This window comes from Microbacterium sp. AK031, assembly GCF_024807145.1.
GTDB lineage: Bacteria > Actinomycetota > Actinomycetes > Actinomycetales > Microbacteriaceae > Microbacterium.
Map to the genome: position 1 here is coordinate 205,668 of NZ_JANUCA010000003.1, position 21,658 is coordinate 227,325.

A 21,658-nucleotide genomic window follows, 5' to 3' on the forward strand; every position below is an offset into this window, starting at 1 on the left:
GCGGGCCTTAGAGTAGAGAGTCGAGTCTCGACCTACGAACAGAAGGGTCCTCCCCGACATGACTGTACGGTCCCTCGCGATTCGCGCTAGCAGAAGGTATGGGGCACTCTCACCGCTCCGCTACCCCGGGGGAAAGGCGGCACTCGCTGGCCTGTTCGAAGATCTTCTTCGTGAACTCGAGCTGGCTGACGCCACGTACGTCGAGCCGTATGCCGGGGGTGCTGGTGCGGGTATCGCGCTTCTGCGCGAAGGCATCGTCAGTCGTCTAGTTGTTAATGACTTCGATCCTGCTGTGCATGCGTTTTGGCAGAGCATTGTGCATGATAACGCTGAGTTTGTCCGCCTCGTTGAAACCGCGACGCTCACAGTGCCCGAGTGGAGGAGACAGCGGGAGATCTATCGCGCGGCCGACGCAGGCGATCCGCTTGGCCTAGGGTTCGCGTTCTTCTACTTGAACAGAACGAATCGATCGGGTGTGCTCACTGGTGGAGTTATCGGTGGCCTGGACCAGACCGGCAACTACAAGATGGACGCCAGGTTCAATCGCGCGACGCTCGTCTCGAGATTGCGTGCAATCGGAGCCATGTCCGACCAAATCACTGTGAGAGACGACGACGGACGATCGGTCATCCGCGAGTTCGCTACCGACGCGAATGCGTTCTTGTACGTCGACCCGCCATACGTCGCCGCGGGATCTCGGTTGTACCTTAACGCCTTCGATGCGCGAGACCACGCTGATCTTGCGGCCGTGATGTCGACCGTCACTGACGCGCACTGGATCATGACTTATGATCGGTCGGATCTGATCGAGCGCCTCTACCGCGACTTCCTCTTCTTTCCATACGAACTGAACTACTCCGCGAGGCATCCCGGAAAGGCGTCTGAGCTCATGATTGTTTCGGAGCACCTAGTGGAGGCGATGAGTGCGACGTCGATCGCTCAGTCAGCATAAATCGCACAAGCGGATAGACAACCCGCCAGGCCGTGTGTACGTCTTGGCCCGAGATATCGAGATTGACGCTGTGCGTGACTAGGTTGAACCACTGCCCAGTTCCCGGCGCATGGCTGGCTTCCTTCTTGGTTCGGTTGAGTTGGGAGATGGCATGGGCGAGCTGCCCGTTGCCCTTCTGATCAGCCGTGACGATTTGCATAACGTCGCCAAGAGTTCCGGTCGCCAGGAGTCCGTTGCTCGAGCCATAATGCTCCTTGATTGATGCTTCGACGACTGAGCGGACAAGCATCGCAGCAGCGGCGGGAAACTCGACCACGTTGATACGCCGCAGTTCGCGCATTCGATGTTGCAGAGGCAAGGGCAAGGTGCTCTCGTCGATCCCGTTCAGCGAAACGTTGGCCTTCGTATCAGGAGCGTTCGGTCCGCGACGGGTACTCTCGCCGTCGTCTTCCGACGGTGCGTTGATTGCCTCGTGTGCATCGCTCGTGTCATCGGACGCCGGATCACTGGGCTGAGTGCTTAGTCCACCGTCTGTGCCACCGCCGCGCTCGCTCTCTCCGGAGTCGTCCTCTTCAACTGGGCTCGTCGGCGGCTCGTGACTGTTCTCAGAGTCTGTGGTCTCCTTAGCGGGGCTCGAGTCCCCAGGCTTTGGCTTATCGTTCGAAGAGTCGCTCTCGCCTGCGTCGTCAGGTGCCGACGATGCAGAAGAGCCCTTCATCGCACGAATCAGTTCGTCATATTCTGGCGTGCCCGCCTTCAGGCCGCGTCGCGTGTTGATTTCGCCCGTGCGAAACGCATCCAACAGCTTTTCGAGCGCTCTGATTTCAGAGTCCGACGTCGCCCACTTGGCAACTCGTGCTTCAGAGTCGAACTCGAGGCCGATCAGTTTCTGGATCTGGGGGTTTCGATATGCATACTCGAATGAAGACATCGCAAGCTTGGTGCCTTGGACGAACGAGGTGACTTCCGCTGATGAGAAGGTTGTGGTGAGCAGTCTTTCGCGAACTCTTCCCATTCGAACCACGCGCGGAATATCTTTGATGGCCGGTAGCTGGGCACGAAGCTGGTCGATGCTCGTCCCGTGTGTCAGCTGCGCGAGAACGAACTTCGCCTGTTCGTCGAGATTCCAAGCCTTCTTAGGCTGCCCGATGTGTAGTCGCGCCAAGACTGGGGCGGCGGCTTCGCGGTTCGCGAACACCATCACTCGAATCGAGGACGGCAACGAAGCCGCTTCAATTGCGAAGCGCTTCTTGAGCTGCTCGACCTCGGTCTGATGTGCGGGTGCGAGGGTCGGCGTGTGAAGGACGAGGAGCGCTGAGACTCGACGATTACCCTCAAGTAAGATCCATTGGTTGTTCTCCCGCACGACGATAGGTAGCTCGTTATCGACGTAACCGTCGCGGAGAATGAGCCGAGCGACTTCGTCGACTTTCTGCTCAGCCCAGAGATAGTTCATCGCAGCGCTCTCTGAGGGCATCGCGTTGGCGAATCGATAGTTTGTTACATCGAGATGTAGGTCCTGTACCGAGACATGCTCGATGGGGTTCTCCTGATACGCCACGTCCAGCCCTTTCGATCGATACTCGAATTCTGGCAGACGGTGCCCTCGTGAGTGATGCCGAGGAGCGCCCGGACCGCAGCGGAGCGAGGACCGGACGTACCGCAGGCCTCACTCACGAGGGCGTAGCCGGCCGGAGGTCGGCCTTGAATGAGTAAAGAAAGTTCTCACAGCTCTCGCCCGTGAGTTCTGAGCCGACCATCCCGGCAGCTGGTGGGTCGCTCGCGGACACCACGCAAGATCGAGTGATGGGTGGTCGCGTGGCTCGGCGACACAGGAGTGTGCGTTATAAGTCACTTCCCCTTGTGTGCGTTATAAGTCACATGTAGGGTTGTGCGATATAAGTCACTTGCGAGGTGGAGATGGAAGTACGTGCTGCATCCGACTTCGGGGCCCTCGTTGCTGAGCGCCGCGAGGGTTTGAGCCTGTCCCAAGCTGAGCTCGCGCGCCGCGCCGGGGTCACTCGCGAGTGGGTCGTGCGATTGGAGAACGGCTCTACTGCCGTCACGCTCTTCCGGCTCATGCGCGTCCTCCGAGAGCTCGGCCTCGTCGTCGACGTCAGCGAGGTCGACGATGTCGAGTGAACTGTTCGCGTACCTCGATGGCGAAGCGATCGGCGTTGTCGAGCAGTCGGCCGGCGGCGCCTTGTCGTTTGCCTACGAGGCTGACTACCGATCCCGGCGCGATGCGACCCCGCTCTCACTCTCCATGCCGCTTGTGCGCGCCGGGCACAAGAACAAGCCTGTGCGCGCTTTCCTGCAGGGGTTACTTCCGGACAGTCCGGGCAGGCTCGCCGAGCTCGCTCGCGAGTATCGCGTCAGCGCCAGTAACCCCTTTGCTCTGCTTTCGCACATAGGTCGGGATGCGGCGGGTGCGGTGCAGCTGCTTCCTCCTGGCGAGGCGAGCGCTGACGCGGCTGAGCGTCAAGGCGATGTGAGAGAACTCTCCGACACTGAGTTCGCGGAACTCGTGGCAGATCTTGTCCGCAATAGTGACACCTGGGGGAGGCGTACGGATGATGCACGCTGGAGTCTTCCCGGTGCGCAGCCCAAAGTTGCCCTGTTCCGGACCGGGGAGGGGCGATGGGCGGTGCCACAGGATTCCACACCGACCACGCACATACTGAAGCCAGCGGTCGCGCCCTATCCGGACCATCACATCAACGAGTTCATGACGATGGCCGCGGCGCGTACGCTGCGGCTCCACGTCGCTGACGACTTCTTGGTGACCACCGAACGAGGTGACGCCGTGTTCGTTTCCACGCGCTACGACCGCCGGTTCGAAGGCGGGCGTTGGCATCGGCTCCATCAAGAAGACCTCTGTCAGGCGCTGAGCGTACCGCCGGACATGAAGTATCAGTCCGAGGGCGGACCAGGTATCGCCGCGATTGCGCGCCTCATCAACTCCCTGCCTGACGCCGAAGACCGGCGAGGCAACGCAAGACAGTTCTATGAGGCCCTTGTATTCTCGGTAGCGTCTCTCGGCACCGACGCGCACGCGAAGAACTACTCGCTTCTGCTGCAGCGTGATCGTGCCAAGCTTGCCCCGCTCTATGACCTCGGCAGCCACGCACCGTACCTCGCCGCCGACGGCGGTAACCCGAAGCTCGCCATGTCGATCGAGGGGGCGTACAGCGTCGGACGGATCAGCCTCGATTCGCTGGTCAGGATGGCGGCGCGGGTCGGCCTCGACCGTGATTGGGCTGAGGCGCGCGCCCATGAGATCACGAACGGCATCGTCATCGCCTACGCGGCGGCGGCGGATGCTGCGCGAGCGCAACTCGGCGACGACCCGTTCGTCGGGCGGATGGTCGACAGCATCCATGAGTATGCGTCGTCGCGTGGCTGGAAAGCGTGACGACCGGCACCAAACCGGCACAAGCTCCCGGAGAGCGTGTTTCGTCTCGCTGCGCTCGCTCAACGATCGGGAGTTCCACTCGTTCAACGACCGAGTCGGAACAGCCTAGGGGAGCCGAGCAAAAATCAGCTCTCACCAGGGAAAAGCAAAACCCCCGCCATGTTAGAAGCTAGGCGAGGGTTTCTAGGGTGACTGTAACGGTCACCTTGTGGCTCCGACGGGCGTCGATCCCGTGACCTCACGATTTTCAGTCGTGCGCTCTACCAACTGAGCTACAGAGCCATGCGGCACATCGTAGATCTGCCGCAACCTAGACGAAAGGCCCTCTTCGAAAAAAGGGCCCGTCGCTTAGAGCGACCCTGACGGGACTTGAACCCGCGACCTCCGCCGTGACAGGGCGGCACGCTAACCAACTGCGCTACAGGGCCATGCTTTTAAATTGTATGCCGGACGAGTGACCCCAACGGGATTCGAACCCGTGCTACCGCCGTGAAAGGGCGGCGTCCTAGGCCGCTAAACGATGGGGCCGAAGGGCGTCCCGGGGGACTTCCTTGCCGACGCTCAAGCATAAAGGATGTTTTGACCAAAACGCGAATCGAGGGCGCGTCATCTTTCCGCCCGGGCGTTTCGGGAGGACGATGGGTTGCACCTGCCATGTCGCAGTATCAGGAACTCGCTGTTGCGGATGTTAAAGATGTTGTTACTGTGGCATGAGTGAAACCTGTGGAAGGGGCCGTGTGAACGACGAGCAGTCCGCTATGGATGCTGCGCGCGAAGCGGGGGACTCCTGCGGATGCGCGCCGAGCACCGCTGAGCGGAGTACCTTCTGGCAGAAGAACACTCTCACCCGGCGCAACGCGCTCGGCCTCGGCGCCCTCAGCGTCGCAGCACTGAGCGCCTTCGGCATCGGCTCCGGCGTCAACGCCGCCTATGCCGCCTCTTACCCGAGCTGGGACGATGTCCAGCGGGCGAAGAACAATGAGGCGGCGAAGGCTGCCGAAGTCACACGCATCCAGAACCTCATCAACGCGCTCACGCAGAAGGTCGCAGATACGCAGGCAGCGGCGAAAGCCGCCGGCGATGAGTACTACGCCGCGCAGCAGGCGTTCTTCGAAGCGATCGCGAAGGCTGAGCAACTTCAGTCGCAGGCCGATGCCCAAGCGAAGATCGCAGAGGAGTCGGCGACGAAGGCCGGGCAGGTCGCCGCTCAGCTCTACCGCAACGGTGGCGATGACACCGCGCTTGAACTGTTCTTCGCAGGCTCTGCGGCCAACGCCGACCAGTTGCTCTCCCGCCTCGGCACGATGGACAAGCTCCTCGGATACAACCGGTCGGTCTACGACGACGCTGTCGCGGCTCGCAACTCGGCGCAGTCGATCAGCGACCAGGCTCAGGTCGCGCGCACCGAGCGGGACCGTCTGCAGAAGATCGCTGAAGAGAAGATGGTCGCGGCGCAAGCGGCAGCAGATGCCGCACAGGCCGCGCTCGACGAACAGACCAAGTACCTCTCGACGCTCGAGGCGCAGCTGGCGGCACTTCAGGACACGACGGCGAAGACCGTCGCCGACTACCAGGAGGGCCTCCGCGTCGCCGAAGAAGCGCGCAAGGCCCGCGAGAAGAAAGCCGCAGAAGAAGCAGCCGCTGCAGCGGCCGCGGCTGCAGCAGCAGCAGCAGCCGCCAACAACAACAACAACGGCGGCGGCGGCGGTGGCGGTGGCGGCGGCGGCGGCGGCGGCGGTGGCGGTGGCGGAGGAACCGGCGGCTGGCGTCGTCCCCACGGCGGATGGCGCAGCTCCGGCTACGGCGAGCGTCTCGTGCAGTGCGGCAACGGCTACTGCTCCAGCGGATTCCACTACGGCGTCGACCTCGCCAACGGGTGCGGGGCGGCCATCTACGCCGCCAACTCCGGGACCGTCGATTACGCCGGCTGGAATGGCGGGTACGGCAACTACGTGCGCATTCAGCACGGAAGCGGCGTCGGCACCGGCTACGGACACATCAGCTCATTCGCTGTGCGCAGTGGCCAGTGGGTGGAATCCGGTCAGGTCATCGCATATGCGGGCGACACCGGGAACTCGTTCGGATGCCACCTGCATTTCGAGGTCTACATCTGGGGCGGGTACACCAATCCCATCGACTTCATGGCCGCACGAGGCGTCTCGGTCTGAGAGCCAGCGAGCACGAAGAAGCCCTCGACCGCCGCGAGGCGGGCCGAGGGCTTCTGACTTCAGCTCGGGTCAGTGGCTCTGTTCGCCTGCGCGAACGATCGCCTCGTCGAGGATGCGCTGCGCCTCGGCAGCGTCGCCCCATGCGTCGACCTTGACCCACTTGTTGGGCTCGAGATCCTTGTAGTGCTCGAAGAAGTGCTCGATCTCCTTCTTCGTGTACTCGGCGAGGTCGCCGATGTCCTGGATGTGCGCCCAGCGCGGGTCCTTCGACAGCACGGCGATCAGCTTGTCATCTCCGCCGGCCTCGTCGCTCATCTTGAGCACGGCCACGGGACGCACCTCGACGACGACGCCAGGGTAGATGGCGTGGTCGAGGAGTACGAGCACGTCGAGCGGGTCGCCGTCCTCGCCAAGAGTGTTGTCGAAGTACCCGTAGTCGGCCGGGTAGCCGAAAGTCGTGTAGAGCACACGGTCGAGGTGTACTCGCCCGGTCTCGTGGTCGACCTCGTACTTCACGCGGCTGCCGCGCGGGATCTCGATGACGGCGTCGTGTGCGCCCATGCGTGTGCTCCTCAGGAAAAGACGGTTGGATGCCGGGAACCAGCCTACCTGCGCAGTCCATCGAGCAGCTTCTCCAGCGGACTCGAGAACGCGAGGAGGAGAAGAGCGAAGTATCCGACGACGTGCACCCACGCGGCGATCGGCAGTGCGACGCAGAACAGGATGATCGCGGCGATGTCTCCGATCGCTCCGCGCCGGAGCCGTTCGGGGGTGAGATCGATGAGCCCCGAATGCCGAATCAGATACAGCTTGCCCGCAAGGGTCGTCACCTGCGTCAGGATCAGCGTGCCGATGTAGAGGACCGCCTGCAGCGGATCGGTGTCCATCTGACCGAGCATCGCCGTCGGCACCGGCAGCCACACGATCGTCAGCATCCACGCGACGTTGATGTACAGCAATGGAGTCGAAACGCGAAGCACCCGCTCGTACTGTCGATGATGCTCCATCCAGAACAGGGCGATCAGAACGAAACTGAGCACGAAGCTGACGATCTGACCGCGGTGCTCGACCAGGAACGCCCCCGTGGCGGTGCCATCGGTGGCGGCGTCAGACACCGACTCCAACAGTGGCAGGATCAGCAGCGTCATCGCGATCGCCACGACCGCATCCACGAACGCCCTCAGGCGCTCCGGAGCGAACGTGGTCTGTTCCGTCACAGGGTCAGACTATTGCCGTGCGGATGCCACGGGTAGGTGTTTCTCGGTGCCGTACCGTTGTCGTGTGCCTTCACTGTCGCCCGCCATCGCCGAGATCCGACTCGCTGTGCGCACCGCGCTCGTCTCGCTGCCTGAGGGCTCGACCCTCATTGTCGCGCTCTCTGGAGGTGCGGATTCCCTGGCCCTTGCCGCTGCGACGGCGTTCGAGGCGCGCGCCAGGGGGATGCAGGTGGCGAGCGTGACCATCGACCACGGACTGCAAGACGGATCGGCGGATGCTGCAGCTGCAGCCACCGCGAAAGCAGAAGCTCTCGGCATCCGCGCATTGATCGAGCGGGTCCAGGTGCGTCATGATGCGGACGGCCCTGAGGCGGCCGCGCGCGGCGCGCGCTACGCTGCGCTCCGCCGGATCGCTGCGGAAGAACGTGCCGCCGCGGTTCTTCTCGGCCACACGCTCGACGACCAGGCCGAGACTGTGCTGCTCGGGCTTGCTCGCGGCGCCGGCGCGGCCAGCCTGCAGGGCATGGCGCCCGACCGCGTCGACGATGACGGACTGATCTGGCTTCGTCCCATGCTCGGAGTGCGGCGAGAGACGACCCGTGCGTTGTGCGCGGCATCCGATCTCGTCCCGTGGGACGACCCGCACAATCTCGAAGACCGCTTCGCGCGGATCCGGGTGCGAGACCGTGTGCTCCCGGTGCTGGAGACAGAACTCGGCCCCGGTATCGCCGAGGCGCTCGCGCGCACGGCGGCGCAGCTTCGGGAGGACACCGAGGCGTTCGACGAGATGATCCGCGAGACGATCGAGGACATCGTCGAGCACGCCGAAGCCGGCATCTCCGTCAGCGTCGCAGCGCTCGCCGCGAACCCTGCGGCGCTGCGCAACCGCATCATCCGCCTCGTTGCGCACAGTGAATTCGGCGCGAGCCTCACCCGCACTCAGACACTGGAGGTCGCGCGCCTCGTCACCGACTGGTCGGGTCAAGGGCCGATCGATCTGCCCGGCTGCTCGGCCAAGAGACAGGGCGGGCAGATCGTGTTCACGGCGCGCGGCTGACGTTTCGACTCGCCTGGAGCTCGCTCAACGCGCTTCGTGTCGCTCCGCTCGCTCCATGACCGGCGGTGTTACTTCTTACCGCCGAAGATGCTGCCGATGATGCCGCCGAGGTCGATGCCACCGCCGGAGGATGAACCGCCGCCGAGGATTCCTCCAAGAAGATCGCCGATTCCGCCGCCGGAACCGCTCTTGTCGCCACCTCCGATCAGCCCGCCGATGAGGTCGCCGATTCCGCCGCCGGATTCCGCACCGTCCGAGGTCGTCGACTTCTCCTCGTTCTTGTTCGCGATCAGCCCCATGATGATCGGCGCGAGGATCGGGAGGAGCTTGCCGAAATCGATTCCTGCGGTCTTGTCCGACTCGTTCAGCTTCGAGGTGACCGCCTGCTTCTGATCACCGAGCACATGCGTGACGATCTTGTCGCCGTCGGCCTGGTCGACCTCATCCACCGCGGAGACGCCGGCCTTGCCCTCATGCTTCTTCAGCGCGTTCTGGATCGCCGCAGAGCCCTCTTCGCTCGCGGCGTTCTTGGCCAGACCACCGAGCAGCACCGCGCCGCCCTGCTCGACCGCAGCCTTTGCGACGTCGGGCGAGACGTTGAGTTTCGCTGCGATGTCATCGATCGGCACCTGCTTGAGAATGTCGTCAAGGGCCATGAGATTCCTTCCTTCGGCGCGCGTCCGCGTGCCTCCCCGATCACAGTAGTGCGCGAGCACAGTCTCATGTCACTAAAATCGACGCATGCGTGCCGCGGAGATACAGGACGACCTTTCCGACATCCTCGTCACCGAGGAGGAGATCAAAGCCAAGCTCACCGAGCTCGCCGCCCAGGTCGCGAAAGACTACGAGGGCAAGGATCTGCTGCTCGTCGGCGTGCTGAAGGGCGCCATCATGGTGATGGCCGATTTCGCGCGCGAACTGCCGTTCCATGCTCCGATGGACTGGATGGCGGTCTCCAGCTATGGCTCCAGCACGAAATCCAGCGGCGTGGTGCAGATCCGCAAGGATCTCGACACCGATCTGCACGGCAAGCATGTGCTCATCGTCGAGGACATCATCGACTCGGGCCTCACGCTGAGCTGGCTGCTGGAGAACTTCGAATCCCGCGGTCCTGAGTCGATCGAAGTGCTCGCCCTCCTGCGCAAGCCGGATGCCGCGAAGGTCGAGATCGACTGCAAGTACGTCGGCTTCGACATCCCGACCGAATTCGTCGTCGGATACGGCCTCGACTTCGACGAGCGCTATCGCAATCTGCGCGACGTCGCCGTGCTCGCGCCGCACGTTTATTCCTGATTCCGAATCGCGGCGTACGCCGTGGGCGAATCCCAGCGGACCGTAAACTACGGCGCGATACGCTGAACGCATCATGGACGTGAAGAAGATCACCCGGAATCCACTGGTATATGTGGTGCTGATCGGTGTTTTGCTGTTCGGCGGTTTCCTGCTGATCTCGAACCTCGGTGCACCCAAGACGATCACCACCCAGCAGGGACTCGACCTGCTCGCGGGCGAGACCGTCACAGAAGTGACGAACACCGATGGTGATCAGCGCGTCGACATGACGCTGTCGAAGGCCTTCGAGGACTCCAAATCGGTGCAGTTCTACTACGTGGACGCGCGCGCCGGCGAGGTCGTCGAGGCCGTCACCACGGCGGATCCGAAGGACGGCTTCAACGACGTCGTCCCTCGTGCCACCTGGTTCGACGGATTCCTCTCCCTCCTGCTTCCGCTGGTACTGCTCGGCCTGCTGTTCTGGTGGCTGCTCTCGTCGATGCAGGGCGGCGGCGGAAAGGTCATGCAGTTCGGCAAGTCCAAGGCGAAGCTCGTCAACAAGGAGACCCCGACGGTCACCTTCGCCGACGTCGCCGGTGCCGACGAGGCCATCGAGGAACTCGAGGAGATCAAGGAGTTCCTGCAGGATCCAGCCAAGTTCCAGGCGATCGGCGCTCGCATCCCGAAGGGCGTGCTGCTGTACGGCCCTCCAGGAACCGGTAAGACGCTCCTCGCCCGCGCCGTCGCCGGCGAGGCCGGTGCTCCGTTCTACTCGATCTCCGGTTCGGATTTCGTCGAGATGTTCGTCGGTGTCGGTGCCTCACGTGTGCGCGACCTGTTCAACCAGGCCAAGGAGAACGCCCCGGCCATCATCTTCATCGACGAGATCGACGCCGTCGGCCGCCACCGCGGTGCCGGCATGGGCGGCGGAAACGACGAGCGCGAGCAGACGCTGAACCAGATGCTCGTCGAGATGGACGGCTTCGACCCGAACGCGAACGTCATCGTGATCGCGGCGACGAACCGCCCCGACATCCTCGACCCCGCACTGCTGCGCCCCGGGCGCTTCGACCGTCAGATCGGGGTGGACGCCCCCGATCTCAAGGGTCGCCTGCACATCCTGCAGGTGCATGCCAAGGGCAAGCCGCTCGCGAAGAGCGTCGACCTCGAGGTCGTCGCCCGCAAGACTCCCGGATTCACCGGTGCCGACCTCGCGAACGTCCTCAACGAGGCGGCTCTGCTCACTGCGCGCTCGAACGCGCAGCTCGTCGACAACCGCGCCCTCGATGAGGCCATCGACCGCGTCATCGCGGGTCCGCAGCGACGCACGCGCGTCATGAAGGACCGCGAGAAGCTCATCACCGCCTACCACGAGGGCGGTCATGCGCTTGCGGCCGCGGCGATGAACTACACCGACCCGGTGACCAAGATCACGATCCTTCCCCGCGGCAAGGCCCTCGGCTACACGATGGTGATGCCGCTCGATGACAAGTACTCCGTCACGCGCAACGAGCTGCAGGATCAGCTGACCTACGCCATGGGCGGCCGCGTCGCCGAGGAGCTCGTCTTCCACGACCCGACCACCGGTGCCTCGAACGACATCGAGAAGGCGACGAGCATCGCCCGCAAGATGGTCATCGAGTACGGCATGACCACCGACCTCGGTCCGGTCAAGCTCGGGTCCGAGGGCGGCGAGCCGTTCGCCGGCCGCGACATGGGCCGCGGACGTGAGTACTCGGAGTCGATCGCCGAGCGCGTCGACGTCCAGGTGCGCGCCCTGATCGAGCAGGCCCACGACGAGGCCTACCAGGTGATCAGCGACAACCGCGACATCCTCGACCGTCTCGCCCTCGCACTGCTCGAGCAGGAGACCCTCGATCACAACCAGATCGCTGAGATCTTCACCGAGATCCGCAAGCTTCCCGAGCGTCCGCTCTGGCTCTCCAGCAATGAGCGCCCAGTGTCGGATCGTCCGCCGATCGACGTGCCCACGCGCGTGATCCCGGTGGATGCCGCGGCCTCGGTTGATGGATCGGCGGATGCCACGGCATCCCGCGGCCAGGTCGGCGGCGCTCCCGCATCCGGGCAGGCCCGGCCGGCGACGGCCTGATCGTGGCCGTCGACGGGGCGCGTGTCGAGCGGCTGACCCGCGAGCTCCTCGAGGCGATCGGCGAAGACCCGGAGCGTCCTGGACTCCGACAGACACCGGCGCGAATGGCTGAGCTGTACGCCGAGTTCTTCGCCGGAGTCGGTGAGGACGCCGCGGCGCCTCTCGCCCGCACGATCAGTGTCACGCGGGGGCCGGCGCCCGAGACCCTGCCCTCCGGTGCAGTGCTGTTGCGCGACATCCGCTTCCGCTCCGTCTGCGAACACCACCTGCTGCCGTTCGCCGGGCACGCGCATATCGCCTATCTGCCCGGCGAGCAGGTCGTCGGACTCGGTGCGCTGGTGCGCGTCGTCGAGATCCTCGCCGCCCGACCGCAGGTGCAGGAACGTCTCGGCGAGCAGATCGCCGACTCCATCGCAGAGCACCTGGATACGCGTGGGGTGCTCGTCGTGCTCGATGCGTCGCACGGCTGCGTCACGATGCGCGGCGGACGTCAGAGCGAGGCCTCCACGCTCACCATCGCCGCGCGCGGCGAGTACAGCGAGCCGGTGGCTCGACAGGAGATCATCGCACTGATCAGTGCGGGCTCCGTGTCTGCGGCGAGCACGGTCAGGGCCCAGCGATGACCGGCATCTGGGGCATCGTCAACGTCACTCCCGACTCGTTCAGCGACGGTGGCCGCTACGTCGACCCCGAGCGTGCGATCGCTCATGGCATCGCGCTGCGCGCCGCCGGTGCGACAGTGCTCGACGTCGGCGGCGAGTCGACCAGGCCCGGTGCGGAGCGCGTCGACGCCTCCGTCGAACAGCAGCGGGTGCTCCCGGTGATCGAGCAGCTCGCCGCTCGCGGCATCCCGGTGAGCATCGACACGCATAACGCATCGACGGCGGTCGCCGCCGTGCGTGTCGGCGCCCGCATCGTCAACGATGTCTCCGGCGGCCTCGCCGATCCTGAGATGTTCGGTGCCATCGCCGAAACCTCCGCCGACGTCGCGATCGGGCACTGGCGAGGCCCTTCATTCGACATGTATGCGCACGCCGAGTACCGCCGGGTCTCGCGCGAGGTGGCCGGAGAGCTGCGCGAGCGCGTCAGCGAAGCGGCGGCAGCCGGGATCGCCCCGGCCCGACTGATCGTCGACCCCGGCATCGGATTCGCGAAAGCCGGTGTACAGAACTGGGAACTGCTGCGCGGTCTCGACGACATCACCGCACTGGGACATCGCGTGCTGATCGGCACGTCACGCAAGCGGTTCCTGGCAGAATCCCTCGATGGAGCCGCCGAAGTCGACGAGTCGCGACGAGACCTCGCCACGGCCGTGACCAGCGCGCTCGCGGTTCGCTATGGTGCGTGGGCGGTGCGCGTGCACGATGTCGCCGCCACCCGCGACGCCCTCGCGATCGCGCACGCCTGGGAAGGATGACGATGCACAGCGGCGACGAGATCCGGCTCACCGGGCTCACCGTGTTCGGACGCCACGGCGTCTTCGAGCACGAGCGCGAGAACGGTCAGGAGTTCGTGATCGACCTGCGACTGCATCTCGACTTGGCAGGTGCCGCGGCATCCGACGAGGTGACCGACACTGTTCACTACGGCGAGCTGGCGCAGCAGGTCGCCGACGTCGTGGCGGGCGAGCCGGTCGACCTGATCGAGACTCTCGCTCAACGCATCGCCGATGTCGTGCTCGCCGACGCTCGCGTGAACGTGGTCGATGTCACGGTGCACAAGCCGCACGCGCCCATCCCGCTGACCTTCTCCGATGTGTCTGTCACGGTCAGCCGCTCGCGGAAGGATGCATCGCAGTGATCCGCAAACCACCACCCGCTCGGCCCGACCCGCGCCCCGGCCGCGACGCCGCGACCGCTGTCATCGCGCTCGGCGCGAACCTCGGCGACCGTCGCGAGACGATCCGGCAGGCGGTCGAGCGCATCTCGCGGCTTCCGCTCGTGGATGATGTGCGGCTGTCCGAGCTGTACGAGACCGTAGCGGTGCGTCTCGACGGTCCCGATCCCGATGCGCCCGGCTATGTCAATGCGGTCGCGATGGTGTCCACGCGCCTCGCGCCGGAGGTGCTGCTGGGCATGCTGCACGCGATCGAGGAGGAGTACGGCCGTGAGCGCCGTGACCGCTGGGGCGACCGCACACTCGATCTCGATCTGATCACCTACGGCGACATCGTCTCGGAAGATCCGCACCTGCTGCTGCCGCATCCGCGGGCCGCGGAGAGGCTGTTCGTACTCGATCCGTGGTTGAGTCTCGATCCCGCCGGTGAGATCCCCGGGCGCGGTAGGATCGCCGACCTCGCGGCAGGTCTCAGAGCGGATGCCGCGGGCGACAGCGCCGGCGATGACTCGGAGCACGGATGAAGCGCACCTCGGCCCCGATCCTCATCCTCCTCGCCCTGATGGGCGGTGGGGTGGGCTACCTCGTCGACCATCTGCTGACGGTCTCCGGCCGAGCGACATTCGCTCCGTCGGGCTTCCTGCCGGTGCTCCTGCTGCTGCTCGCCACCGCGGTTCTCGCGGTCGCGTGGCCGGTGCGGCGCAGCGTGCGCGGCACTTCGCAGGGGCGCATCGATCCCTTCCGCGCGATGCGCGCTGCGACGCTCGCGCGGGCCTCGAGCCTGCTCGGTGCGATCATGACAGGATTCGGCGGAGGGCTTCTGGTCTTCCTCTTGTCGCGTCCCGTCGATCCACAGGTAGGGTCGATTGTGGCGATGGCGGCTCTCATGGCGAGTGCGCTCGTACTCGTGATCGCCGCTCTCGTCGCCGAACAGTTCTGCACTCTGCCGAAGGATCCTGATGACCGACAGCCAGACGACCCCGCCACCGGAGCCGACGCCGGGCGCTGAGCCGACACCACCGCATCAGATGCCGAACATTCCGGCGGGTCCGCCGGCGCCTCCGAGGCCTGTGTCGACACCGCAGGCTCCGGCGCCCGCCGCCTCGCCGCCGGTTCTCGATGAGGGCACGTATGAGAAGCTCCGTGAACCGCGCAACGCAGGCCGCATCGACCTCGACGGGAAATGGCATCAGATCTCGCCGCGCTATGTCGTGTCGCAGTTCCTGCAGAACGGCATCGTCTTGGCGCTGGTGGTGATCGCGGCGCTGATCGTCGGACTGGTGCTCGATCAGCACTGGGTCTGGATCCCCGCCGGCATCATCACGATCATGATCCTCGTCACGCTGGTGATCCTTCCGCGACAGGCCAGGGCGATCGGCTTCATGCTGCGCGCTGACGACATCGTGTTCCGCAAGGGCATCCTCTGGCAGCGGATCATCGCCGTGCCGTACGGGCGCATGCAGCTCGTCGACATCACGCACGGGCCGCTGGATCGCGCCTTCGGCGTCTCCCAGCTCAAGATGGTCACCGCCGCCGCGACGACGGGCGTGCAGATTCCTGGACTCACTCAGGCGGCCGCAGAGGCGCTGCGCGACACCCTGATCGAGGTCGCCGAGACCCGGCGGACCGGCCTGTGAGCACGCCTCAGTACCCGGACCCGCAGGCTGGGCAGCCGCCGCTGTCGCAGATCCCACCCGCACCTGCGGGCAGTGAGTCACTCGCCGACGGGGAGTGGCATCGGCTGCATCCGCTGACACCCCTGTTCAAGGGCGGCCTGGTTCTGATCATCGTCGCCGGACTGGTGCTGAACAGCTTCCGCGACCGGCTCATCTACTGGGCCGTGAGCCTCGTCGCACCGCGCGAGCTCGACGACGACGCGATCGATTACGCCGCAGCAGACCCGGTCGACTGGGTCCTCTCGAACAACCTGATCCTGGTCGCACTTCTCGTCGTCCTTGGTGTGCTGATCGTGCTGCTCGTGGCGTTCTGGCTGGTCTGGCGGTTCCAGGAGTTTCGCATCTCCGATGAGCATGTCGAAGTGCGCAAGGGAATCATCTTCCGCTCGCAGCGGCGGGCGCCGCTGGATCGGGTGCAGGGCGTCAACCTCACGAGGCCGTTCCCCGCACGGTTGATCGGCATGGCCAAGCTGGAGGTCGTCGGTGCCGGCACCGACGCGAACGTGCCGCTCGAGTACCTGTCGACCACGAAAGCCGAGACGGTGCGTGCCGACATCCTCCGGCTCGCCTCCGGCGCCCGTGCTGCGCGTGAGGCTCGACAGCGCGGTGATTCTTCGCCGCAGGGAACCAGGGCGACCACGATGCGGTCGCAGCTGGTCGACTCGATGAACGGGGGAGTGAACGGCCTGATCGGCGGAGTCGACCTCAACGACGTGGCACCGGAGAGCGTCGTGAAGATCCCCACCGGACGACTGGTCGGCTCGCAGCTGCTCGCCGGCGTGCTGTGGCTCGTGTTCTTCATGGCAATCCTCGCCGTTACGCTCGCGTTCGCCGTCCCCGCCATCCTCTCGGACGGCGAGCCCGATTCTTGGATCGGCGTCCTCGCGATCGTGCTCGGCGTGGGAGTGCCGTTCGTCATCGCTGCAGTCGCCATCACGTGGGCGCAGATCTCGAAATCGCTGCGCTACTCGATCGCTCCGACGCCCGACGGTGTGCGCATCACCTACGGCCTGTTCACCACGGTCACAGAGACAATCCCCCCCGGCCGCATCTTCGCGGTCGAGGTGACGCAGTCGTTGCTGTGGCGGCCGTTCGGCTGGTGGACCATCAAGATCAACCGGATGAGCGGCAAGAGCCTGTCGCAGCAGCAGTCCGGCTCGGCCCAGCAGTTCAACATCGTGCTGCCCGTTGGCAAGCGCGCTGACGTCGAGCGGGTGCTCGGACTGATCCTGCCCGACATGCCGGCGGACGATCATCCGCTCGTCTGGGAGCACGGGATCCTCGGACCTCAGAGCGGCGACCCCTATCAGGTGCTGCAGAAGCGCGGCTGGTGGCGTCGGCCGTTCTCGTGGAAGCGGCACGGTTTCGCCGTCACCGACTTCGCCGTCATCATGCGGCGCGGCAACTTCTGGCAGAAGCTCGCGGTGTTCCCGCTGGCCAGGCAACAGGGCGTCTCGGCGGCGCAGGGGCCGATCGATCGCGCGCAGCGTCTCGCCGCGCTCAAGGTGCACAGCGTCACCGGTCCTGTCCTCGGCGACGTCGTCGGCATCGAAAGCGTCGAGCTGACGGCAGCCGTCGACGACATCTCACGGCGTGCAGCGGCAGCCGCCGGCCGCGATCACAGCCATCGCTGGGCTCAGGATGCTGCGCACGAGACTTCTGCATGAATCGTGACGGACGACTCGGCGTCGGCATCATCGGCGCCGGAAGGGTCGGACCAGTCGTCGGTGCTGCGCTCGCCGGGGCCGGGCACGCCATCACGGGGATCACGAGCGGATCCGACGATGACCGTGTCGCAGGTGTGCTGCCCGGCGTGCCGGTGCTCGATGCCGCCGAGGTGCTCCGTCGCAGCGAACTCGTGATCCTGGCGGTGCCGCACGACGAGCTCCCCGCGCTGGTCAGCGGACTGGCCGAGCTGGGTGCATGGCAACTGGGACAGCTCGTGCTGCACACGGATCCGGCCTACGGCATCGGCGTGCTGGAGCCGGCTCAGCGCGCGGGCGCCATTCCGCTCGCCGTGCACCCGGCGATCTCGTTCACGGGCACGTCGATCGATCTGCGTCAGTTGCATGCGGCCTTCGCCGCCGTCACCGCACCAGCAGCGGTGCTGCCGATCGCGCAGGCGCTCGCGGTCGAACTCGGGTGCGAGCCGGTCGTCATCGTCGACGACGACCGGGCGGCATACGCCGAGGCGATCGCGACGGCATCCGAGTTCTCCAGGGCGATCATCGGACAGTCCACCGCGTTGCTGCGCGGAATCGGCGTGGAGAACCCTGGCGGCTACCTCTCCGCGCTCGTGCAGTCGACCGTCGAGCGTGCTCTGCGCGAAGCATCCGATCCGCCGGTCATCTGACACGGCCGCCGCGCCCCTCTGCGACACCGCATCCGGGAAACAGAGACGACTTGGCGTGTCCTCGGCGATTCGCGTCCCGACACGCCGTCGACACGCCAGATGGTCCCGGTTTCCAGAGCGGACCCGGATCCAGGCGCGGATCCGGGGCGTCACCGCCCGCCGGAGAACCCTCCGCCGCCGCCACCACCGGAGAACCCGCCGCCAGCTGATCCGCCGAAGCTCGACGAGCTGCCGGTGCTCGGGGCGGAGTATGTCGACGATGACCTGGTGGCTGCCGAGAAAGCGGCCATGCGAACGACCAGCCCAGCCGATGAGCCGTCGATCCATCCGGGTGACTGCTGCTCGCGCGCGTACGAGACCTCGAGCACCTCGCCCCATTCTCGTTCCTGCCCGAACAGGATCGCATAGGGGAGCAGCTTCTCGTACACGTGGATGACGTCGACCGAACCGTCACTGCGCCGTTCTGCACCCGAGTACGACTGCAGCATGCGCAGCCGATCGGCCTCCGCGACGCGGATGAACTCGCGCACGCCTTCCAGATACTCGAGCTGAAGCGCACCCTCATCGGTGAGCACGGTGTGCTTCTTGAACGCCACGACGCTGGACACGATCACGACGATGGCGCAGAGCAGCGTCGCCAGGAACACAGGGCCGGCCGATGCCCTCCCGGTGAAGAGGCCCCAGCCAAGCAGGCCGATCATCACGACGAGGGCCACGAGCGAGAGCATCTGGATCACCTGCGCCGACCTGCTGCGGGCTCTCGTGGTCAGCCCTCGTTCCTCCGCGGCCTTCGGGCCGGCCTTGAGGAGCGCCACCATGCGCTTCGCGAACGCCGCGCTGTTCTTCGGCATCTTCATGACGATGTCGGTCTCGGTGTTGTTGAACAGCGCTTTGAGAGCGCGCTCATCAAGCGGATCGGGGATCGGGCCGTCGATCCGGCGCAGGCGAGGGCGTCGCTTCTTCGTCGCGCCCTCCTCGGGGAGATCTTCCAGGCGAAGGAGCCCGCGCACCGCGAGGTGCACGATCTGGGCGGTGAGCGAGTTCTTCGCCTTCGGGACGATGGCGCTCGCGAGGAGCGGCGGCATCGAGTCCGGCACGTCGTACTGGGCGACCACGATGCCGGTGCCCCGTCGGCGGGAACGGATCATGGCGCTGGTGGCAACCCATCCGCCGACTGACAGCAGCGCGGCGCCGCCACCGATCGCATAGGGCAGCACGTCGGTGGCGGCGTTGGGCTGCCGCGCTGACGGCTGGGTGATCGTGCCCGGCTCCAGCGCGATCGCGACGGTGACGCCTTCGCCCGCGGACAGATCTTTCGCCGACACCGTGAACACGCCGGCATCCTCTGTCAGATCGCAGGTCGCGGTGGAGCCCTGGGGGCCCTGATAGCAGGAGGACGCGCCCGTGAGGTGCGGGCGCAGAGCGTCGTCGAAGACGACCTCGGCATGGAACGCGTCGATGTTCTGGGTGCTGTCCAGTGGCAGCAGATCCCAGTAGAGCTCGTCGACGTTCGTGCGTTCGGCTGCGATGATCACATCGCGCATCTCGTACTCGATGATATAGGTCGTCGCGCCGTGCACGTAATCGTCGTCGCCCGTGAGGACGTAGACGATGCCGTCGTCCTTCTCGATCTCGTACGGGACGTCGTCGCCTTTCTCGTCGCGCACGGAGATGATCCTGGTGCCGAGCCCGGCGCCTTCATAGCTGTCGGGATAGCCCGCGACGATCCCGCGGTTCTGATCGAAGTCGGGGAACTCGGCGACCCTGGTCTCCTCCACATGAAGCGTCGCTCGGCCTTCGTGGTCCACACCGACCTCGTATGTCGCGTCCCAGGATGAGAAGCCGAAATCGTCGACGCCGGCCGCGGGTTCGGCAGCGGATGCCGCGGCCGTGGAAGCGGCGAATGTCAGGGCGGTGACGCCCACGAGCAGAGCGATGAGTCGGGGGAGCGTTCTCCGGATCATTCTTCGAGCGTATCGAGGGCCGCATGAACACTTCTCGGTGCGCGAGCACGCGGCGGGGGCGTGCAGGGCCGACCGGTAAACTGAGCGGGACTTTCAAGGAGCTCTTATGACCACCGCGCCTGACGCGCCTGCATCCGCCCCCGACGACGCCGAAGACGTACACGAGCAGAAGGCCGTGCGCCTTGCCAAGCGCGAGCGTCTGATCGCGCAGCGAGTGGATGCCGCGGGCGGGGCGTTCCCCGTCGCGGTGCCGGTGACGCACGCCATCCCGGCGCTGCGCGCCGAGTACGGCGAGCTCGAGGCCGGCGCGGAGACAGGTGTCGTGGTGGGTGTGGCCGGGCGCGTGGTCTTCAGCCGCAACACCGGCAAGCTCTGCTTCGCCACCCTGCAGGCCGGCGACGGCACGCGCATCCAGGCGATGGTCTCACTCGCAGAGGTCGGCGACGAGTCGCTTGCCCGGTGGAAGGAGTTCGTCGACCTCGGCGATCACGTCTTCGTGCACGGTCAGGTCATCTCCAGCCGCCGCGGCGAACTGTCGATCATGGCCGATGATTGGGCGATCGCGTCCAAGGCGATCCTTCCGCTGCCGAACGCCTACTCCGAGCTGAGCGAGGAAGGACGAGTGCGCAGTCGCTACCTCGACCTGATCGTCCGCGAGCAGGCGCGCAACACGGTGCGCGCCCGCGCCGCCGTGAACGCGAGCCTCCGCTCGACCTTCGGCGCACACGACTACCTCGAAGTGGAGACGCCGATGCTGCAGGTGCAGCACGGCGGAGCATCCGCTCGTCCGTTCATCACGCACTCCAACGCATTCGACACGGAACTGTACCTGCGCATCGCGCCGGAGCTCTACCTGAAGCGCGCCGTCGTCGGCGGCATCGAGCGGGTGTTCGAGATCAACCGCAACTTCCGCAACGAGGGCGCCGACTCCACGCACAGTCCCGAGTTCGCGATGCTCGAGGCGTATCAGGCGTACGGCGACTACAACCAGATGGCCGAGCTCACACAGGAACTCGTGCAGCAGGCGGCGATCGCCGTGGCCGGTTCCACCACCGTCACATGGGCCGACGGCACCGAGTACGACCTCGGCGGCGAGTGGGACCGCGTCTCCATGTACGAATCGCTCTCCGAGGCCGCAGGGCGGACGTTCACCGTCGAGGATTCCGTCGAGGACCTCATCGCCTTCGCGGAGGCGAACGGCGTGGATGTTCCGTCGCACGCGATTCACGGCAAGCTCATCGAGGAGCTGTGGGAGCACTTCGTGAAGGGCGACCTCGTGCGCCCGACGTTCGTGATGGACTTCCCGGTCGACACCTCGCCGCTCGTGCGAGAGCACCGGTCGATCGCTGGCGTCGTCGAGAAGTGGGACCTGTACATCCGCGGCTTCGAGCTGGCGACCGGATACTCCGAGCTCGTCGACCCCGTCATCCAGCGTGAGCGCTTCGTCGAGCAGGCGAAGCTCGCAGCATCCGGAGACGTCGAGGCGATGCGCGTCGACGAGGAGTTCCTGCGGGCCCTCGAGCACGGCATGCCGCCGTCGGGAGGCATGGGCATGGGCATCGACCGTCTGCTCATGGCGATCACCGGCCTCGGCATCCGCGAGACGATCCTCTTCCCGCTGGTCAAATAAAGCAGTCA

General features: G+C 65.5%; 21 protein-coding genes and 3 tRNA genes. 16 read left to right on the forward strand and 8 right to left on the reverse strand.

Going from position 1 to position 21,658, the window contains the following annotated elements; genetic code table 11:
• Window positions 1–58: 58 nt before the first annotated feature.
• Entirely contained in the window at window positions 59–952 is an 894-nt protein-coding gene (locus HDC95_RS08975; protein ID WP_259063064.1) for a DNA adenine methylase, read from the forward strand.
• Here HDC95_RS08975 and HDC95_RS08980 read toward each other — a convergent pair.
• Entirely contained in the window at window positions 888–2,513 is a 1,626-nt protein-coding gene (locus HDC95_RS08980; protein WP_259063065.1) for a hypothetical protein, read from the reverse strand. The genes HDC95_RS08975 and HDC95_RS08980 overlap by 65 nt on opposite strands.
• 359 nt (window positions 2,514–2,872) lie before the next feature.
• Between HDC95_RS08980 and HDC95_RS08985 the strand changes: the two genes are divergently transcribed.
• Together HDC95_RS08985 and HDC95_RS08990 are read left to right on the forward strand one after the other, a co-directional pair.
• Complete coding sequence (locus HDC95_RS08985) at window positions 2,873–3,094, forward strand: helix-turn-helix domain-containing protein (RefSeq protein ID WP_259063066.1); 222 nt, start codon at window positions 2,873–2,875, stop codon at window positions 3,092–3,094.
• A complete protein-coding gene (locus HDC95_RS08990; protein ID WP_259063067.1) occupies window positions 3,084–4,367 on the forward strand; it encodes a HipA domain-containing protein in 1,284 nt (427 codons plus the stop codon). Before HDC95_RS08985 ends, HDC95_RS08990 begins: the two co-directional genes overlap by 11 nt.
• Before the next feature lie 209 nt (window positions 4,368–4,576).
• Here the strand turns inward: HDC95_RS08990 and HDC95_RS08995 are convergent.
• The 3 genes from HDC95_RS08995 to HDC95_RS09005 all read right to left on the reverse strand — a co-directional run bounded on the left by HDC95_RS08995 (window position 4,577) and on the right by HDC95_RS09005 (window position 4,895).
• Window positions 4,577–4,649, reverse strand: a tRNA-Phe gene (locus tag HDC95_RS08995).
• A gap of 72 nt (window positions 4,650–4,721) precedes the next feature.
• Window positions 4,722–4,795 (reverse strand) — tRNA-Asp (locus HDC95_RS09000).
• A gap of 27 nt (window positions 4,796–4,822) precedes the next feature.
• Window positions 4,823–4,895, reverse strand: a tRNA-Glu gene (locus HDC95_RS09005).
• A gap of 209 nt (window positions 4,896–5,104) precedes the next feature.
• Here HDC95_RS09005 and HDC95_RS09010 point away from each other — a divergent pair.
• Window positions 5,105–6,535, forward strand: coding sequence for a M23 family metallopeptidase (locus tag HDC95_RS09010; protein ID WP_396652687.1), 1,431 nt, complete (start codon window positions 5,105–5,107; stop codon window positions 6,533–6,535).
• 69 nt (window positions 6,536–6,604) lie between these two features.
• On the opposite strand, the gene HDC95_RS09015 is transcribed toward HDC95_RS09010, so the two are convergent.
• Together HDC95_RS09015 and HDC95_RS09020 are read right to left on the reverse strand one after the other, a co-directional pair.
• A complete protein-coding gene (locus tag HDC95_RS09015; RefSeq protein WP_259063068.1) occupies window positions 6,605–7,096 on the reverse strand; it encodes an inorganic diphosphatase in 492 nt (163 codons plus the stop codon).
• Window positions 7,097–7,140: 44 nt separating this feature from the next.
• A complete protein-coding gene (locus HDC95_RS09020) occupies window positions 7,141–7,752 on the reverse strand; it encodes a TMEM175 family protein (RefSeq protein WP_259063069.1) in 612 nt (203 codons plus the stop codon).
• Window positions 7,753–7,816: 64 nt separating this feature from the next.
• On the opposite strand from HDC95_RS09020, the gene tilS reads away from it, so the two are divergent.
• A complete protein-coding gene (tilS, locus tag HDC95_RS09025; RefSeq protein ID WP_259063070.1) occupies window positions 7,817–8,809 on the forward strand; it encodes a tRNA lysidine(34) synthetase TilS in 993 nt (330 codons plus the stop codon).
• Between the two features lie 68 nt (window positions 8,810–8,877).
• Here tilS and HDC95_RS09030 read toward each other — a convergent pair whose 3' ends face one another.
• Window positions 8,878–9,465 carry a DUF937 domain-containing protein gene (locus tag HDC95_RS09030; RefSeq protein ID WP_259063071.1) on the reverse strand — a complete coding sequence of 196 codons (588 nt, stop codon included), beginning with the start codon at window positions 9,463–9,465 and terminating at the stop codon, window positions 8,878–8,880.
• 85 nt (window positions 9,466–9,550) lie between these two features.
• On the opposite strand from HDC95_RS09030, the gene hpt reads away from it, so the two are divergent.
• The 10 genes from hpt to HDC95_RS09080 all read left to right on the forward strand — a co-directional run bounded on the left by hpt (window position 9,551) and on the right by HDC95_RS09080 (window position 18,056).
• Window positions 9,551–10,102, forward strand: coding sequence for a hypoxanthine phosphoribosyltransferase (gene hpt, locus HDC95_RS09035; RefSeq protein ID WP_259063072.1), 552 nt, complete (start codon window positions 9,551–9,553; stop codon window positions 10,100–10,102).
• A 73-nt stretch (window positions 10,103–10,175) separates the two neighbouring features.
• Entirely contained in the window at window positions 10,176–12,191 is a 2,016-nt protein-coding gene (gene ftsH, locus HDC95_RS09040; protein ID WP_259063073.1) for an ATP-dependent zinc metalloprotease FtsH, read from the forward strand.
• 2 nt (window positions 12,192–12,193) lie between these two features.
• On the forward strand, window positions 12,194–12,814 hold the full coding sequence (folE, locus tag HDC95_RS09045) for a GTP cyclohydrolase I (protein ID WP_259063074.1): 621 nt from the start codon (window positions 12,194–12,196) through the stop codon (window positions 12,812–12,814).
• Window positions 12,811–13,608 (forward strand): dihydropteroate synthase, encoded by a 798-nt coding sequence (gene folP, locus HDC95_RS09050; RefSeq protein WP_259063075.1) that lies wholly within the window; start codon window positions 12,811–12,813, stop codon window positions 13,606–13,608. The genes folE and folP overlap by 4 nt, the downstream gene beginning before the upstream one ends.
• Before the next feature lie 2 nt (window positions 13,609–13,610).
• Window positions 13,611–13,991 carry a dihydroneopterin aldolase gene (gene folB, locus HDC95_RS09055; protein ID WP_259063170.1) on the forward strand — a complete coding sequence of 127 codons (381 nt, stop codon included), beginning with the start codon at window positions 13,611–13,613 and terminating at the stop codon, window positions 13,989–13,991.
• Window positions 13,988–14,551: a 2-amino-4-hydroxy-6-hydroxymethyldihydropteridine diphosphokinase gene (gene folK / locus HDC95_RS09060; protein ID WP_259063076.1), complete on the forward strand. Its 564-nt coding sequence runs from the start codon at window positions 13,988–13,990 to the stop codon at window positions 14,549–14,551. The genes folB and folK overlap by 4 nt, the downstream gene beginning before the upstream one ends.
• Complete coding sequence (locus HDC95_RS09065) at window positions 14,548–15,036, forward strand: DUF3180 domain-containing protein (RefSeq protein ID WP_259063078.1); 489 nt, start codon at window positions 14,548–14,550, stop codon at window positions 15,034–15,036. Before folK ends, HDC95_RS09065 begins: the two co-directional genes overlap by 4 nt.
• Window positions 14,987–15,664 (forward strand): PH domain-containing protein, encoded by a 678-nt coding sequence (locus HDC95_RS09070; RefSeq protein ID WP_259063079.1) that lies wholly within the window; start codon window positions 14,987–14,989, stop codon window positions 15,662–15,664. Before HDC95_RS09065 ends, HDC95_RS09070 begins: the two co-directional genes overlap by 50 nt.
• On the forward strand, window positions 15,661–17,370 hold the full coding sequence (locus tag HDC95_RS09075; protein WP_259063080.1) for a PH domain-containing protein: 1,710 nt from the start codon (window positions 15,661–15,663) through the stop codon (window positions 17,368–17,370). The genes HDC95_RS09070 and HDC95_RS09075 overlap by 4 nt, the downstream gene beginning before the upstream one ends.
• Entirely contained in the window at window positions 17,367–18,056 is a 690-nt protein-coding gene (locus HDC95_RS09080) for a DUF2520 domain-containing protein (protein WP_259063081.1), read from the forward strand. Before HDC95_RS09075 ends, HDC95_RS09080 begins: the two co-directional genes overlap by 4 nt.
• 149 nt (window positions 18,057–18,205) lie before the next feature.
• Here HDC95_RS09080 and HDC95_RS09085 read toward each other — a convergent pair whose 3' ends face one another.
• Window positions 18,206–20,020 (reverse strand): DUF2207 domain-containing protein, encoded by a 1,815-nt coding sequence (locus tag HDC95_RS09085; protein WP_259063082.1) that lies wholly within the window; start codon window positions 20,018–20,020, stop codon window positions 18,206–18,208.
• Window positions 20,021–20,126: 106 nt separating this feature from the next.
• On the opposite strand from HDC95_RS09085, the gene lysS reads away from it, so the two are divergent.
• Complete coding sequence (gene lysS / locus HDC95_RS09090; RefSeq protein ID WP_259063083.1) at window positions 20,127–21,650, forward strand: lysine--tRNA ligase; 1,524 nt, start codon at window positions 20,127–20,129, stop codon at window positions 21,648–21,650.
• Window positions 21,651–21,658 lie beyond the last annotated feature (8 nt).